We start from the raw sequence: 15,012 nt of genomic DNA, 5'->3' as shown, positions 1-15,012 counted from the left end.
CGCCACTCCAGGCTCGCCTGGGCAAGAAAGAGAACACAATGAAGTCTTCAGACATCCAGAACCTCACCGTTGCCATTGTCGGCGCCGGATACGGGGGAGCTGCAGCGGCCAAGGCCCTGAGCCTGCTCGGTGCACAGGTCACGGTCTACGAGCAGGCCAGCCAGATTCGTGAGGTCGGAGCCGGCATCGGCCTTCGCCCGTCAACGATGGACCAGTTCCGTCGCTGGGGCATGTTTGACGCAATCGCCAACGTCAGCACGCCGAGCAACCAGTTTGAGATCCTCACGGCGACGGGCCACCCGATCATGACCGAGGCGTGGCCAGCCATCCCCGGTGACACCGAGAACACCAAGACGCACCTCATCCACCGTGGCGACTTCATCGAAGCACTCCTCAGCGTTCTCCCCGATGGCATGGTGCGTCTCGGCCACAAGCTCGACACTGTCGAGGACCGCGGCGACAGCGCCGTACTGACGTTCACCAACGGTGAGCGCGTCGAGGCCGACCTCGTCATCGGGGCCGACGGCATCAAGTCGGCCGTGCGGCAGCAGCTGTTCAGCCAGGCGGGGCCCGTCTTCTCCGGCGAGCACGCCTACCGCGCCGTTATCTCCCTCGATGACGCCTACGGCATGGTTCCCGACGACGAGCTGCGCATGTACATCGGTCGCGGCACCAAGGTCTACCTGCTCCCGCTCCGGCACCGCAACCAGTTGTCGTTCGACATCACCGCGCTCAACCCCGACGGCACCTGGGCGCCCACCGTCACCTCGGACGACCTCGTGGCAACGGTCGAAGGATTCGATGAGCGCATCGTCAACATGGCACGAAACCTCAACATGGACACGGTGAGCATCCGCGCCGTCTACGACATTGACCCGGTCGACACCTGGCACACGAACGCGGTTGCCCTGCTGGGTGACTCCGCGCACTCGATGCTCCACCACCAGGGACAGGGCGCGAACTCGGCCATCATGGACGCCGGCGGACTCGCCGACGCCCTCGTCGAGGCCGACTCGGTGCCCGAAGCCCTCGCGCTCTACCAGGCCACCCGCAAGCCCGTCACCGACGAACTGCAGCGCATCTCCCGCCAGGGCTGGACCGAGGATGAAGTGAACGACGTCTTCCCCGGCCAGAAGCCGGGTTCGATTGCCGGAGCAGCGGTATGACCATCCACCCTGAGATCGCCAAGATCCTCGCCCAGATTCCGGCGCCCGACGGCTCGCCGCTCGACCCCGTGGCCATGCGCGCGGGCGAGGCCGCCCAGGTTCCGCCGGTCGGTGACCGCCTTCCACTCTTCGCCGTCGAGGATCGCATCGCGTCGACCTCGGCAGGCGACGTGCCTGTGCGCATCTACACACCGGTCGAGTCCGGGTCGTATGGCTTCCTCGTTTACGTGCACGGCGGCGCTTTCTTCCTCGGCAGTCTCGACACGGTCGACCACGTTGCGCGCGAACTGGCGAAAGCCACCGGCCTCCGAGTGATCTCGGTTGGCTACCGGCTCGCCCCAGAGGCGGCTTTCCCGGCCGGGCTCGACGACGTTTACGGCGTCGTCCGCTGGGCCGCCGAGAACGGCGAGAGCCTCGGCTGGGACGGGCGCACCCTCGCGCTCGCCGGTGACAGCTCGGGCGGGAACTTCGTCGCCGCGGTCACCGCGAAGGCACACGACGACGGTTTCGACCGCATTTCGCACCAGGTTCTCTACTACCCGTCGGTTGACCTGGACTTCGACGTTAACCGGTACGCGTCCCTCCGGGAGAACGCCGAGGGCTACGGACTTGAAACGGCCGGGCTCCTGCCATTCAACGCGTTCTACCTCACAAGCGGAGCCGACCCCGCTGACCCGCTCGTCTCACCGATCAGGCGAGAAGATCTCACCGGCCTGCCGCCCGCGCTCATCATCACGGCCGAGCATGACCCGCTGCGCGACGAGGGGGAGATGTACGGCCAGCGCCTGGCTGACGCCGGTGTTGCCACCACAGTGACCCGATATGACGGTGCGAACCACGGGTTCGTCGTGAACTTCTCCTGGATCCCCGAATTCGCCCGGGTCTTCACAGAAACTGCCGAGTTCCTCTCCCGCGAGACGTCACGATGACTGTCGCGATACATCCGCTCGTCTCACCCTGGGGACGATTCGGTCTCTACAGCTTCCTCATCGACGCGCCCGAACTCGCCATCGTCGATGCCGGAATCGCGACATCGCCCCGGGAGGGCATGGTCGCCGAACTGGAGAAGCTCGGGCGCCGCATCGAAGATGTGCGCTGGATACTGCTCACCCACGGTCACATTGACCACCTCGGTGGGGCACACGCGCTCTGGGAACTGACCGGTCGACGCGCGCAGGTCGTCATTTCTGAAGCGGATGCTCCGCTGTTGCGTTCGCGCGCGGCTCACGTTCAGCAGTATGTCGATGTGCGACAGCAATACCTGCCCGATCCTGACGGGGTTGAGAAGCAGACGGCGGCCGCTGCCGCCGTCATCTCGGGCGAGATGGAGCCCACCCTGCTGGTTCGAGGCGGCGAATCGCTGTCGCTCGGCGGCGGCGTCTCGGTGTCGGTGCACGCGATCCCCGGGCACACGGCCGGGTCGGTCGCCTACGTCGTCGACGGGCAGAACGACGTCTTCGTCGGTGACGCCGTGCAGGTGCACGGTGCGGCTAACGGGTTCCCGGGCTACGAGGACCCGGCGGCCTACCGCAGGAGCCTCGAGTACCTCCGCGACGAAATCCGCCCCGAGCACCTCTATCTCGGGCACCCATACCGGCGTACCGATGGCGTACCGTACGGCGTCGAGCTCGACCGTGCCCAGGCCTCCGAAGCGCTCACTGAGAGTCTTGAAATTGAAAAGCGTGTGGCGGATGCTGTCGCTCGCTACCTGCAGGATGGCATCCGCTCGACAGATTCACCGTATTCGCCATTTGCTCCTGTGGCCGATGAGCTGGGCTATACCGGTGATCCCACGCTCGAACCATCGCCGTTCTTCACCACGCTGCACGGCTACACCACGCACCTCGCGTCGATCACAGAGGAGTCGCCCTCATGGTGAATGTCACAACCTGGGACGCTAGCGAGCAGACAATTGTCATCTCGAAAGACCTGCGGGTTCCGATGCGCGACGGAGTCGAGCTCGCGGCAGACGCCTATTCGGGTGTCGGCGATAAGCCACGCCCCGCACTCGTCGCGCTGAGCCCGTACGGCAAGGAACTTCAGGCGCTCGCCCTCACCATGCCGCCGCAGCGCCGCCCCAGTCCCATGTGGGACGGATGCATCGAGGCCGGAGACATCGCACGCATCGTTGCGGAGGACTACGTCCACGTCATCGGTGACCTGCGCGGCTCGGGGCATTCGGGCGGTGAGCACATCGGCAACTACAACGCCGGTGGTGTCTCGCTCGGTCAGGACGCCTACGACTTCATCGAGTGGGTCGCCGCGCAGCCCTGGTGCGATGGCAACGTCGGCATGGTCGGCATCTCTTATTTTGGGTCAATGCAGGTGCTCGCGGCGGCCGAACGCCCGCCGCACCTGAAGGCGATCTTCGTCTCGGGCGGCCACTATGACTTCTACGAGACCACCTACCACGGCGGCGTCATGTGGTTCATGCCGCGGGCCGCCCGCGAGGGTCGCGGCGGAGACTCGGGTTGGGCGTTCACCGACCGGGTCAAGTCGCGGATGATCGAGAAGTACTCGCCGGAGGAGCTTGGGGCACTCGTTGCCCAGCGCCTCGCCGACCCCGACGTGGCGGCCTGGCCCAACCTCGTGCACGTGCTGAACTACCCGAAGAACCACGAGGCCTGGTTCGACATCGTGATGAACGAGCTCGACGGCGAGTGGTACGAGGAGCGCAACCCGATCACGCTCGCGGTAAACATCGATATCCCGGTCTACCTGCAGATCGACCAGGGCCGGGGCTGGACCATGGACGGCACGATTGAGCTGTTCGACGCCCTGAAGGGGCCGAAGAAACTCGACATCGGGCCGTACCCGCCCATGCAGTCGCGCCCGTTTGTCGAAGAGCACGACAAGATGTTCCGCTGGTATGACTACTGGATCAAGGGCATCGACAACGGTGTGATGGATGAGCCGGCCGTGCAGGTCTTCGTTGAGGGATCGCGCGAGCGGGTGAGCGGTGAGGCCTGGCCGCCCAAGAACATCGAGTACACCTCGCTGTTCCTGCGGCCACGCGGGAAACTGTCGACGGAGCACGAGCCGATGGGTGTGCAATACGCCGCGCCCGACGGTTTCTACCAGGCTCCGCTGACGGTGACCGACAAGGTCGAGATTCTCAGTTGGTCGACTCCTCCGTTCGAGGAAGCCACCGAGATGATCGGCACCGGCGCAGCGCACCTCTTCGTTGAGATCGACCAGCCCGACACCAACTTCATCCTCCGGCTCTGGGATTACGCGCCCACCGGCAAGCGACAGTTGATCACGAGCGGGTACCTCAAGGCGTCGCATCGGGAACTCGACGATCGCACCACAGAGGGCAATCCATTCCACCCGCACACGCGGTCGGTTCCCGTCGAGCCCGGCGTCGTCGAGGAGTACGTGTTGCGGCTCTACCCGTTCGCGAACACCTTCACGGCGGGGCACCGGCTCGTGGCGGAACTGTCGAACGCCGAACCGCTGGCAGACGAGCACAACGCCCTGCTGCCGCCGGACGCCTTCCACCTCCCGGTTGGGCGGCCCGTCACTCACAAGGTGTACCGGGACGCGTCGCACCGATCGCGACTGGTTCTGCCGTTCACTGTTCCGGCGGCGGGGGAGCACTCCGCCGACTGATCGGTCGCAAGCCCACCCGGCTCCTCACTCGCTCCGCTCACAAGCGCGGGAGCGGTGCCTCACGCGCCGCTCCCACGCTTTCGCGTTAAAACAGACTGACGAGTCACTTGACACGGTGTATGTCTTGCTGTCACATTGTCAAATACAGTTTCAGTCGCTCGTCGTCCGGCCCGCACGTTGCGGCGCCCAAGCAATTCGGCTGCTGTGCTCTCTCACTAACAACGGAGTTACTTATGAGCCACACCTCTCTGGAGCCGCAATCCCGACGCGCAAGCGCTTCGTCCAGCGGTTCCCCTGCCCTCCGAATCAAGGGCACACTCGCCGTCGCTTCCCTCGCGGTGATGATTGCCCAGATCGCCAACGCGCTCCCCGGATCGCTCAATGGTGTGTTCCAGCAAACCTTCAACACCGTCGGGTCGCAGCTGACCTGGATCACCGCGGCGTTCATGATCCCCGTCGTTGTCTTTGAACTCACATTCGGTGTTCTCGGCGACAAGTACGGCCACCGGAAGCTTGTGGCCGGTGGCTCGATACTGGTGCTTGTCGGATCTGCCGTCTGCGCGATTGCACCGCAGGTGGAAGTGATGTGGATTGGTTCCGCAATCAACGGGCTGGGCGCAGGCGCAATCTTCCCCGCCTCGCTCGCGCTCGTCGCTGCGGTGACCCACAACCCGCGAGATCGCGCAAAGGGCATCGCGCTGTGGGCGGGCTTCCTGTCGGCCGGTGCTGCCATCTCGCCGCTTCTCGGCGGATTCGCCGCAGGGCTGGGCTCGTGGCGCGGCTCCTACTGGGTCGTCGCCGTCCTCGGGTTAGCAGCGGTCTTTTTGAGTCTGGCTTTCGCCGTCGAATACCGCTCGCCACAGAGCCGCAAGTTGGACCCGTGGGGCCAGGTGACCTTCGCCGCCGGACTGATCCTTGTCCTGTTCGGACTCGTCCAGGGACCGGAGGAAGGATGGCTGACACCGAACGTCCTGATCGCCTCGGTTGCCGGCGTTGTGCTCCTGATCGCCTTTGTCCTCATCGAGCTGCGTGCGAAGTCTCCACTGCTCGAACTGAGCCTGTTCAAGAACCGGGCGTTCACCGTCTCGTCGATCGTCGCCGTTGTCGGAATGTTCGCCTTCCTCGGCGCCTGCTTCGCCACAAGCATGTGGCTCGGGCCCGTGCAACACCAGAACCCCGTCATCCTCGGCATGCTCTTCCTCCTGCTTCAAGGACCCGCCTTCGTTCTCATCCCCGTGATCTCGCGACTGCTCCACGTCGTCGAGGCTCGCTGGCTTCTGACCGCCGGTCTGGCTCTCATCGGGCTGGGTGCCCTCCTCGCATCCCGACTCGAGGTCACCGACCTCAGCCCGATTCCCTTCGTCGCACCGACCCTGCTCATCGGAGTCGGGTTCGCGCTGACACTGAGCCCCATGACCGCGATCGCGCTCAACACTGTGCCCCGCCAGCTCACCGGGATGGCCAGCGCAACCACGAACCTCTTGCGCGACCTCGGCTTCGTACTTGGTCCGGTGCTTGTGGGTGCGATCGCACTGAGCGCGGCAGGTAACCAACTCGTCGGCACGCTGCAGACAGCGGACCTCGCGCCGGACGACAAGGGCGCGGCCCTCGGCATTGCGGAAGGTGGCGGCCCGATCGCCCTCAACAGCATTCCGGCCGGAGTTCCGGGTGGCGGGGCGCACGACCTCGCCCTCGCTGCGCTCGGAAGCGGATTCTCGCTCGCCTTCCTTGTCTGCGCCATCGCGGCGTTCGCCGCCGCTGTGCTCACTTTGTTCGGTCTTCGCGGAGTGCGGGACGACCGGGGGTCGACTGTGTCCTACGCTGACGACGACGAGACAGGGCTTGCCGAACCCGCAGAGGACAGCGTCGTGAACTCTCCCGAGTGGAGTGAAGACAGGATCTAGCGAAGCACCCCGCCCGATGCCCGGTGGCCGAGCGGCCGCGAGGAGCGGCCACTCGGTGCCGGGCATTCCGCTGTGCCGCCACAACGTGCGGCGGCTCAGCCGACAATCGCCATCGATAGGATTACACCGTGGCAAGTCTCCGAGCAGCACAGAAGCAAATGACCAGGCAGCTCCTGCTCGATCGAGGGCTCGAGCTGTTCGAGGAGAAGGGGTACCCGGCGACAACGGTCGACGACATTGCTGCTGCAGCGGGAACCACTCGAGCGACGTTCTACCTGCATTTCCCCTCCAAAGCCGACCTCATGCGGTCGCTGGTCGAAACATCGAACGTGCTGCTGATCGGCCCGGACAACCCGCCACTTCCGGAGGTGATCGAGCGAGGCGATCGTGCCCAGATCAAGATCTGGCTGGGTCGCAAGTTCGACCAGTGGAAAGAAATCCGGCCATACGTCATGGCTGCTCACCAGGCAGCCGCGTCCGAGCCTGACATTCAGACGGCACTGGACCAGTGGTTCGAAGGCGTCATCACGGAAATTGTCGACGGGCTCACCCGGGCAAACCGCTTCACTCCCGAATCGCGTCGGATCCGTGGAACCCTCGCTTTCGGGCAGCTCGAGTTCTTCTCGCGGCGGTGGTTCGCCCATGGGTGGAGCCTCGACCGGGAGGCGTCACTTGAGCTGATGACCGACTCCTGGTGCGGTCTTCTCACCGACTAAGACGAGACCTCTGTTGCACGCCAAGCGTCCTTAACGTCCGTTGACGGTAGACGTCGCACAGGAGATGGACGCTTTCTGTCCAGCAGAACAAGATTCGTTCCTGCGGAAAATACCTTCACACTGGATCTATCGCGAACGAGCCACGTGCGTCGCGCAGCAACTCCCGCATCACAACGAAGTCAGGCAGGATCATGACAGAAACCACTCAGGACGTACTGGTCGTCGGCGGAGGAATGGCCGGCCTGGCCGCAGCGTTCACGCTCCGCGAGAACGGTGCATCCGTCACCCTTCTCGAGCACGCTGCAGAATTCGGTGAAGTGGGCGCAGGCCTGCAACTGGCTCCAAACGCCACCCGCCTCCTCAAGCAGTGGGGTCTGCTCGACGAGGTTCTCGCCGTCGGCGTCACCCCCGACCACGTCGCCTTCAAGGACGCACGCACCGGCGAACCGTTGCTGAGCCAGAACGTTCAGGACGGTTTCGCCGAGAAGTATGGCGCTCCTTACGTCGTCGTCCACCGCAGCGACCTGCACCGTGTGCTACTCGAACGCTGCCGCGCTGCAGGCGTGACGCTCGTCAACAGCGTCACAATCGAGTCCGTCGTTACGTCCGGCGACGAGGCGATTGCGACCGCAACAGACGGAACCGTCTACCGCGCCGGTGCCGTCCTCGCCGCCGATGGTTTGAAGTCACGGCTGCGCAAGCAGATCTCCGACGATGAGCCCATCTCCTCCGCCTATGTCGCGTACCGCGGCACGGTCCCAACGGCCGGTCTGCCGAGCGATCAGCTCATCAACGATGTCACCGTGTACTTCGGACCGAATTGCCACATGGTGCAGTACCCGTTGCGTGGTGGCGAGTTGCTCAACACCGTCGCCGTGTTCCGGTCGAAATCTTTCGAGAGCGGCATCGAGCAGGCACCGGGACTCGAAGAGCTGCAGGAGGCGTACGCCGACTGTGTTCCCCACGTGCAGGAGTCGCTCAAGCAACTGTGGCACGGAATTCGCTGGCCGATGTTCGATCGCGAGCCGATCGAGCAGTGGGTCGACGGGCGGATGCTCCTCATTGGCGACGCCGCCCACCCGATGTTGCAATACCTGGCGCAGGGTGCATGCCAGGCGCTCGAGGACGCCGCCGCGCTGCAGGAACTAACAAAGGGCACCGTGTTTGTGGACGGTCGCGTCGATGCCGGTGCCTGGCAGCAGGTCTTTGAGGAATTCACCGAAATCCGCCAGCCCCGCACCGCACGCGTGCAAACCACCGCCCGGGTCTGGGGCGAGTCCTGGCACGTCGACGGCCTGCCGCGCCTGCTTCGCAACATGCTGTTCAAGGCCAGTAACTCCGACGTGACGCCGCACACCGACTGGGTCTACGACCACGCACTCGAGAACAGTCTCGATGCCGTCATCAACAAGCGCGAGGTCACCGCGCCAGCATCCGTCTGACGCTGCCGGGGCCCCGGTCGGCACAGATAAACTTCTGTCATGCAGAACACTGAGGTGTACACGCGACCGAAGTACGCGATCACTTCGGTGGATCACGCCCTCAGGTTGATTCAAATTCTGCGCGATACCGGCGGCCTGCGGGTCTCGGACGCCGCCGCCGAACTGGACATCGCCGCGTCGACCGCTCACCGACTGCTGGCGATGCTCGTCTACCGTGGATTCGCGGTGCAAGACGACTCGCGGTCGTACTCGCCCGGCCCGGCGCTCGGTGCTGCGCCGTCGAACGTGCCGTGGACCCGATCGTTGCGCACCCTCTGCTACCCGCACCTCGAACTATTGGCCGACCGGCTCAACGAGACGGTCAACCTGGTGTTCCGCGTCGGTGGGAAGGTGCGATTTCTCGCAAGCGCTGAGGCACCCAACATCCTGCGGGTGGGTGATCGAACGGGCACGGTGCTCGACGCTCGTTTCGCCTCAGGTGGCAAGGCAATCCTCGCCGAACTCGACGGGGGTACGCTCGACCGGCTCTACCGCAGCCGGTCGGCGGAGCTGTCGGGCGATTTCATGGCAGACCGGGACTTCGCCAGAATGCTCCGCGAACTGGACCAGGTGCGCACGCAGGGCTACGCGCTGAATATGGGCGAGACGGAGTCCGGGGTGTTTGCCCTCGGTATCGCCCTGCACGATCAGGCCGGAGTCGCGCTTGCAGCGCTGACCGTGTCGGCACCGGCGCAGCGGTCGGCGCTCTTGCAGACCGACCGGGTGATCGCGCTGGTTACCGAGACCCGGCGTGAGATCGAGGCGGAACTGCGCGGAGTGACGCTCGATCCGTCAACGTGAGTCCGCCCGTCAGCCCGTACGACCGCCGAGCAGCGACTGAAGCGCGCGCTGCAGCGCCTCGCGTTCGGCGGTCGAGAGCTGTGTGGTGAGGGCCGCGTCCATGCGCTCGACGAGCGGCGCAAGCTCCAGCAGGCATGCCTGTCCGCCTGGGGTGAGGCGCAGCCGGTAGCGGCGCCGGTCGTCCTCGGCGCGGGAACGTTCAACCAGCCCGCGACGTTCGAGCCGCGCCACAACGTCAGCGATGGTCGACCGGTCCAGGTCAAGCTCACGACCGAGCTCAGCCTGGCTCAACCCGGACTCCGCGTCGATGAGACTGAGTGCCCCGAATTGCACACTGGTCACGTCGGTGGACACAATTTCGTTCCAGAGCGCGAGGTGTGCCTGTTGCGCCCGGCGCAGCAGGAAGCCGAGCCGTTCCCCCGCTTCCGCCCGGGCCATAATCAGAGCCAGCGCGGGGCGACCGGCACTTCACCGGTCGACGCCGAGACCCCATCGGTGCCCCGCCCGGTAGCCCAGGCCGCCAGATCGGTGGCCGTGCCGTAAAGCGTGACAGCGGATGCCACGTCACCAGACGAAACGGACGACGCACGGTCGGTCGGCGACAACACGAATGAGGGCAGTGCTTCGGCATCTCGGCGCTTGTCCCAGGCGCCGAGCACATCCGTCAGCAGTCGATCCACAAACTCAGCGGGGAAGTCGGCGAAGCTTCCGCCGTTGTCGAGGTCCACCGCGTGGATCCACACCTCTCGGGCGCGCATCCAGATCGTCTCTGAGACGGGTACCGTGCGGCCCTGGGCCGTCCGAACTTCGTGCATCCAGGCATCCGCTTCCAGATCTCGCCACTCCACGTTGAGGTGAATGGCGGCGTGGTCCGAGAGGTTACGCAGCGCCTGCACCGGCAACGTTGATGAGAACTCGATGTCATCGTTGCGCTGGGTGGGTGAGCTGTACATCGGCGTCTCTACACCGGTCGCCGCCCATTCGGTCAAGTTGGTCAGCGCCCGCGCGTTGAGTCCGACGTGGGCGATGAGGTGCCGCCGTGTCCAGCCCGCTAGGCCTGACGGCTCGTCGAACTCGGCATCGGACAGCTCGTGCAGTTTGCGAGAGAAGTAGGACTGCCCCCGACGGGTGAGGAGCAGCTGCTGACGCAGAACCGGATCCTGCGTTTTGTCGTCGCGGGCAGCCATGGCTATCCCTCCGTAACGACGGTGTTGTGCTGAACGCCGAGGCCCTCGATGCTCGTCGACAGCACGTTGCCTGCCGCGAGGTAACGTGCGGGCTTGCGTGCGTGGCCGACGCCTCCGGGGGTGCCGCTGGCGATGACGTCGCCCGGCTGCAAGGTGAAGATGTCCGAGATGTATGACACCAGAGCGGTCGGGTCGAACACGAGGTCATCGGTCGGGGTCGACTGCACGACCTCGCCGTCGACCTCGGTGCGCAGCTCGCCGCCGAGCGTGAACTCGTCGGTGGTCACGAGGTACGGACCGAATGGCGTCGTGTTCTCGAACGTCTTGCCCTGGAACCACTCGGGGCTCCGGTACTGGTAGTCGCGCATGGTGACGTCGTTGAGAACGGCGTAGCCGGCGATGGCGGATGCCGCTGCGTCAGCCGCGAGGCGACGGGCTGGTGCGCCGAGAATGATGGCGAGTTCGCCCTCCCAGTCGACGTGGCTTGCCGCGTTCGGGGGCAGCGCGATGTCATCGTTAGCGCCGATCAGTGCCTCGGGGTACTTGGCGAAAAGCGTGGGGAACTCAGGAAGCTCACGGCCCATTTCGCGGATGTGGTTCGCGTAGTTGAGGCCGACGCAGACGACCTTTGAGGGCCGGGGCACGACCGGTGCCCAGTCCTTCGCGTTGATCGAGTCGAGGGCGTGGCTTGCACCTGACGCGGACTCGGCAATGGTGCGCCAGTCGCTGTTGGCGAGCAAAGCCCCGACGTCGGTGTAGCCGTCGATCTCAACGGCGGCGGACTCATCGAGGCGGACGGCGACGGTTGCCCCGTTCGTGCGCAGGGTGGCGAGTTTCATCGGATCTCCTTGTCACGCCCGGGCACGTAGGTGCGGGCGAAGTTGAGACGGTCCATGATCGGACCGTCGTTGAAGCGGAAGAGGTCGAACTGTGCGTCATTCGCGTGCAGGGACCACGGCACCCAGCTGGGTACGACGAAGAGGTCACCCTTCTCGAGCTTGTGCTCGACGTCGCCGAGCACAACTGTTCCTGTTCCTTCGAAGACCTGCCAGACCGACGAGCCAACTTCGTGTGTGGGTAGCGTCGAGGCGTGAGCGCGCAGGCGGTGGAATTCGGCACGAATCGTCGACATGACGTCCCCACCGGTGGTGGGGTTCGTGTAACGGATGGCGGCATGGCCGGGTGCAACGGTGGCCGCGAAGCCTTCGTCTTCGAGCTTCAGCTGCTCGCGAAGGGCGGCGTCCGTGTGCTCCCAGCGGTAGGCGGACAGAGGGGACGACCGCTTTTCGTCGAGCACGGAGAGCGGGCGGAGACCGGGGTGGGCCCACATCCGCTCCGCGCGGGAAACGGCAGGAGAGGCCTCGTCGGTCACGCGTTCGGAACCGAACTCGAAGAAACCGACATCGGTGTAGCTCGAGAACGGGATGTCCAGGCCGTCGATCCAGGCCATCGGCTTCTCGGTGTCGTTGTGGTGCCCGTGGAAGTTCCAGCCGGGGGTCAGCAGCAGGTCGCCTCGGCGCATGGCGACGGGGTCTCCGTTCACGACGGTCCAGACGCCTTCGCCCTCGACCACGAATCGGAACGCGTTCTGCGAGTGGCGGTGCTCGGGTGCGGTCTCGAAACCGCCGAGGTACTGGATTGCGCACCACAGGGTCGGGGTGGCGTAGCCGGTGCCAGGGAGGCCTGGGTTGACCAGCCCGACGGCGCGGCGCTCGCCGCCTCGGCCGACGGGAACCAGCTCGCCGGAGCGTTCCGCCAGATCGAAGAGGGTTTTCCAACGCCACACGAACGGGATCGCCTGAGGGGAAGGAGTCATCGGCATGAGGTCGTCCCGCTGTGTCCACAGCGGGGCCATGTCGTTTGCTTCAAAGTCGCGGTAAAGCTGTTGCAGCTCAGGTGTATCGGCGGTGCCGTCCATCTGCTCCATTGCAGTCCCTTCGTCGGTGCAGGAATCGTCAGTGCCCCAACGATATGCGCCCGACCGATCGAAACCGGCGGCGATTCTGCTGGACAGAAAGGGCCGCCGTCCTCCTCTTGCGTTTGCCGGCGCACCCACGCACGATGGGGACGAAGAAAGAGGGCGGTATGGCCGAGCACGACCACAACCAAGGGATCGACAACGCGACCCATAGTTTCGATCAGGGCTATTGGACTGAGCACTGGGCGACGAGACGCGGTGGCCCGGACCCGGAATCTGCAGGAGGCCCCAATCCTCACCTCGTGCGCGAAGTTCAGGGGCTCAAACCCGGTACGGCACTCGATGCCGGGTGCGGCGCGGGCGCGGAGGTGATCTGGCTGGCGCAGCAGGGGTGGCAGGTTACCGGACTCGACATCTCATCCGAGGCGCTTGAGGTTGCGGCCGAACGAGCGGCGGAAGCATCCGTTTCATCGAAAATCGACTGGGTCGAGGCTGATCTCACGAAGTGGCGACCGGAGGAACCGTTCGATCTGGTCGTGACGCACTACGCACACGCGACGCTCCCGCAGCTCGGGCTGTATGAGCGTTTATCACGGTGGGTCGCCCCGGGAGGGACGCTCTTCATCGTGAATCACCTGCCGAACTCGGCGACCGCCCACTCCGGTGAGCATGCTCCAGGGCACGCGACCACCACACCGGACGACGTCGTCGCCATTCTGTCGGAGCCCGAGTGGACCATCGATGTGGCGCGGGCGGACGTGCGTGACGTCGGCACCGTGCAGCTTCATGACGTCATCGTGCGCGCCCGGCGCTCGGGTTAGTGATTGCAGCGCTTGACTTCGGTGGCTAATGCTCGTAGCTTTTTAGCTATGAACATTAGCTACGTGGCCGTCGAAGGCCACCGAATCGCCGTTGACGTGCGCGGCTCCGGACCCCTCGTCGTGTGCTCGCCCGCTATGGGCGATACCCGCGACGCCTTTGTCCCTCTGGCAGACCGGCTGGTACAGCGCGGCTTCCGGGTGGCACTGCTCGATTTGCGCGGTCACGGCGACAGTGATGCGGGCTTCTCGCGTTACGGTGACGAAGCGACTGCCGACGACCTGCTGGCTGTGATCAACGAGCTTGCCGATGGACCGGTGTACCTCGCCGGAGCGTCGATGAGTGCTGCGTCGGCCGTGATTGCGGCCGGTCGCCGGCCGGACCTCGTCGCAGGCCTTGTGCTCTTGGGTCCGTTCCTCAGGAACGGTGCAGGGGCGGTCGCCGAGGCAGCATTCCGTATCGCGCTGAGTCGTCCGTGGGGTCCCGCCGTCTGGCGTCTCTATGCGGCGACGTTGTGGCCGGGACTCGGCAAGAATGGTGCGCGTGCTCGCGCCGCGCACACCGCACGGTCGCTCACCCGCCCGGGTCGCTGGGCGGCCTTTCAGCTGACGGCTCGGACCGACCACTCGGTGGTTGAGCCCTGGATTTCTCATGTCACAGCACCGTCGCTGGTCGTCATGGGGGAGGCCGACCCGGACTGGAAGGACCCGGCTTCCGAAGCGAACTGGGTGGCTGGCCAGTTGGGAAGCGACGTCCTGATGGTGCCAGCGGTCGGACACGCGCCGATGCTTGAGGCTCCCGAGGTCGTTGCCGACCGTGTCATCGAGTTCCTGACGGGAGCGGTGGATGCCTCGCGCCGGGCTTGATGCCGAGATCGTCACGCGCCGCGCAGCCGCTATCATCGACCTGCGCGGCCTGGAAGGGCTTACGCTCGCGCGCGTCGCCGGGGAGCTCGGTGTTGCAACTCCCAGCCTGTACAAGCACGTGGGCGGACTCGACGACCTGGTGGCGCGCGTGGCCGCGGCGGTGACAGCCGATCTTGCGGCAGAGATGGGTGCCGCAACACGTGGTCGATCAGGTCGGGACGCGCTCACGGCGGTAGCTCTGGTTTTTCGCAGATTCGCCCTGGCGCACCCGGGAACATATCCGCTCACCCAGCGTCGGCTCGACACCGAGGCCTGGAGCGCCGCGGCGGGCGACGCCGTGTCCGCTGTGGCGGCGGCAATGTCGGGTTACGGCATCGAGGAGTTCGATGTGAAACGGGTTCGGTTCGTGCGAGCTGCGCTCCACGGGTTCGTCGATCTTGAGCTCCGGGGCGGATTCGGGCTCCCTGATTCTGTCGACGAAAGTTATAGCTTCCTCATCGACTCGCTCGACGCCACCCTTCGCGCTCTTGATCCCGCATGAG

Annotated in this window: 15 protein-coding genes; 11 read left to right on the top strand and 4 right to left on the bottom strand. The window is 65.3% G+C overall.

The window, feature by feature from the left end; translation table 11 throughout:
- Positions 1-38: 38 nt before the first annotated feature.
- The 8 genes from L1277_RS12920 to L1277_RS12885 all read left to right on the top strand — a co-directional run bounded on the left by L1277_RS12920 (position 39) and on the right by L1277_RS12885 (position 9,680).
- Positions 39-1,166, top strand: coding sequence for an NAD(P)/FAD-dependent oxidoreductase (locus L1277_RS12920; protein ID WP_253376907.1), 1,128 nt, complete (start codon positions 39-41; stop codon positions 1,164-1,166).
- Entirely contained in the window at positions 1,163-2,095 is a 933-nt protein-coding gene (locus L1277_RS12915; RefSeq protein ID WP_253376906.1) for an alpha/beta hydrolase, read from the top strand. The genes L1277_RS12920 and L1277_RS12915 overlap by 4 nt, the downstream gene beginning before the upstream one ends.
- Positions 2,092-3,045, top strand: coding sequence for an MBL fold metallo-hydrolase (locus tag L1277_RS12910; RefSeq protein WP_253376905.1), 954 nt, complete (start codon positions 2,092-2,094; stop codon positions 3,043-3,045). Before L1277_RS12915 ends, L1277_RS12910 begins: the two co-directional genes overlap by 4 nt.
- The gene (locus L1277_RS12905) at positions 3,039-4,778 is read left to right on the top strand and encodes a CocE/NonD family hydrolase (RefSeq protein WP_253376904.1); all 1,740 of its coding nucleotides are present in this window, start codon (positions 3,039-3,041) and stop codon (positions 4,776-4,778) included. Before L1277_RS12910 ends, L1277_RS12905 begins: the two co-directional genes overlap by 7 nt.
- A gap of 233 nt (positions 4,779-5,011) precedes the next feature.
- A complete protein-coding gene (locus L1277_RS12900) occupies positions 5,012-6,682 on the top strand; it encodes an MFS transporter (protein ID WP_253376903.1) in 1,671 nt (556 codons plus the stop codon).
- Between the two features lie 128 nt (positions 6,683-6,810).
- Positions 6,811-7,398 carry a TetR/AcrR family transcriptional regulator gene (locus L1277_RS12895; RefSeq protein ID WP_253376902.1) on the top strand — a complete coding sequence of 196 codons (588 nt, stop codon included), beginning with the start codon at positions 6,811-6,813 and terminating at the stop codon, positions 7,396-7,398.
- 191 nt (positions 7,399-7,589) lie between these two features.
- Entirely contained in the window at positions 7,590-8,840 is a 1,251-nt protein-coding gene (locus L1277_RS12890; protein WP_253376901.1) for an FAD-dependent oxidoreductase, read from the top strand.
- 39 nt (positions 8,841-8,879) lie between these two features.
- A complete protein-coding gene (locus L1277_RS12885; RefSeq protein WP_253376900.1) occupies positions 8,880-9,680 on the top strand; it encodes an IclR family transcriptional regulator in 801 nt (266 codons plus the stop codon).
- Positions 9,681-9,689: 9 nt separating this feature from the next.
- Here the strand turns inward: L1277_RS12885 and L1277_RS12880 are convergent, their stop codons facing one another.
- From L1277_RS12880 to L1277_RS12865, 4 genes are read right to left on the bottom strand one after another with little or no spacing between them, the layout of a single operon-like run.
- On the bottom strand, positions 9,690-10,118 hold the full coding sequence (locus tag L1277_RS12880) for a MarR family winged helix-turn-helix transcriptional regulator (RefSeq protein WP_253376899.1): 429 nt from the start codon (positions 10,116-10,118) through the stop codon (positions 9,690-9,692).
- A 2-nt stretch (positions 10,119-10,120) separates the two neighbouring features.
- A complete protein-coding gene (locus L1277_RS12875; RefSeq protein ID WP_253376898.1) occupies positions 10,121-10,867 on the bottom strand; it encodes a maleylpyruvate isomerase family mycothiol-dependent enzyme in 747 nt (248 codons plus the stop codon).
- A gap of 2 nt (positions 10,868-10,869) precedes the next feature.
- On the bottom strand, positions 10,870-11,706 hold the full coding sequence (locus tag L1277_RS12870; protein WP_253376897.1) for a fumarylacetoacetate hydrolase family protein: 837 nt from the start codon (positions 11,704-11,706) through the stop codon (positions 10,870-10,872).
- Entirely contained in the window at positions 11,703-12,794 is a 1,092-nt protein-coding gene (locus tag L1277_RS12865) for a cupin domain-containing protein (protein ID WP_253376896.1), read from the bottom strand. The genes L1277_RS12870 and L1277_RS12865 overlap by 4 nt, the downstream gene beginning before the upstream one ends.
- 158 nt (positions 12,795-12,952) lie before the next feature.
- Between L1277_RS12865 and L1277_RS12860 the strand changes: the two genes are divergently transcribed.
- Genes L1277_RS12860 through L1277_RS12850 form a run of 3 tightly spaced genes read left to right on the top strand, consistent with a single transcriptional unit; the run spans position 12,953 to position 15,011 of the window.
- Positions 12,953-13,606, top strand: a complete 654-nt coding sequence (locus L1277_RS12860; protein WP_253376894.1) for a bifunctional 2-polyprenyl-6-hydroxyphenol methylase/3-demethylubiquinol 3-O-methyltransferase UbiG — start codon at positions 12,953-12,955, stop codon at positions 13,604-13,606.
- Between the two features lie 48 nt (positions 13,607-13,654).
- The gene (locus L1277_RS12855; RefSeq protein ID WP_253376892.1) at positions 13,655-14,470 is read left to right on the top strand and encodes an alpha/beta fold hydrolase; all 816 of its coding nucleotides are present in this window, start codon (positions 13,655-13,657) and stop codon (positions 14,468-14,470) included.
- Entirely contained in the window at positions 14,451-15,011 is a 561-nt protein-coding gene (locus L1277_RS12850) for a TetR/AcrR family transcriptional regulator (protein ID WP_253376890.1), read from the top strand. The genes L1277_RS12855 and L1277_RS12850 overlap by 20 nt, the downstream gene beginning before the upstream one ends.
- The last annotated feature ends 1 nt before the right edge of the window (position 15,012 follow it).

Origin of the sequence: Okibacterium sp. HSC-33S16 (assembly GCF_024171565.1) — a bacterium.
Taxonomy (GTDB): Bacteria; Actinomycetota; Actinomycetes; order Actinomycetales; family Microbacteriaceae; genus Mycetocola_A.
The sequence above is the reverse complement of the archived record's forward strand: the minus strand, read 5'-3'. Positions and strand labels throughout refer to the sequence as shown.

What these genes read in the sequence shown, in the direction of transcription:
- L1277_RS12875 (WP_253376898.1), bottom strand. Translation starts at nt 10,867, where the DNA reads ATGGCTGCCCGCGACGACAAAACGCAGGATCCGGTTCTGCGTCAGCAG.
- L1277_RS12890 (WP_253376901.1), top strand. Translation starts at nt 7,590, where the DNA reads ATGACAGAAACCACTCAGGACGTACTGGTCGTCGGCGGAGGAATGGCC.
- L1277_RS12865 (WP_253376896.1), bottom strand. Translation starts at nt 12,794, where the DNA reads ATGGAGCAGATGGACGGCACCGCCGATACACCTGAGCTGCAACAGCTT.
- L1277_RS12915 (WP_253376906.1), top strand. Translation starts at nt 1,163, where the DNA reads ATGACCATCCACCCTGAGATCGCCAAGATCCTCGCCCAGATTCCGGCG.
- L1277_RS12910 (WP_253376905.1), top strand. Translation starts at nt 2,092, where the DNA reads ATGACTGTCGCGATACATCCGCTCGTCTCACCCTGGGGACGATTCGGT.
- L1277_RS12870 (WP_253376897.1), bottom strand. Translation starts at nt 11,706, where the DNA reads ATGAAACTCGCCACCCTGCGCACGAACGGGGCAACCGTCGCCGTCCGC.
- L1277_RS12860 (WP_253376894.1), top strand. Translation starts at nt 12,953, where the DNA reads ATGGCCGAGCACGACCACAACCAAGGGATCGACAACGCGACCCATAGT.
- L1277_RS12885 (WP_253376900.1), top strand. Translation starts at nt 8,880, where the DNA reads ATGCAGAACACTGAGGTGTACACGCGACCGAAGTACGCGATCACTTCG.
- L1277_RS12905 (WP_253376904.1), top strand. Translation starts at nt 3,039, where the DNA reads ATGGTGAATGTCACAACCTGGGACGCTAGCGAGCAGACAATTGTCATC.
- L1277_RS12900 (WP_253376903.1), top strand. Translation starts at nt 5,012, where the DNA reads ATGAGCCACACCTCTCTGGAGCCGCAATCCCGACGCGCAAGCGCTTCG.
- L1277_RS12855 (WP_253376892.1), top strand. Translation starts at nt 13,655, where the DNA reads ATGAACATTAGCTACGTGGCCGTCGAAGGCCACCGAATCGCCGTTGAC.
- L1277_RS12920 (WP_253376907.1), top strand. Translation starts at nt 39, where the DNA reads ATGAAGTCTTCAGACATCCAGAACCTCACCGTTGCCATTGTCGGCGCC.
- L1277_RS12880 (WP_253376899.1), bottom strand. Translation starts at nt 10,118, where the DNA reads ATGGCCCGGGCGGAAGCGGGGGAACGGCTCGGCTTCCTGCTGCGCCGG.
- L1277_RS12850 (WP_253376890.1), top strand. Translation starts at nt 14,451, where the DNA reads ATGCCTCGCGCCGGGCTTGATGCCGAGATCGTCACGCGCCGCGCAGCC.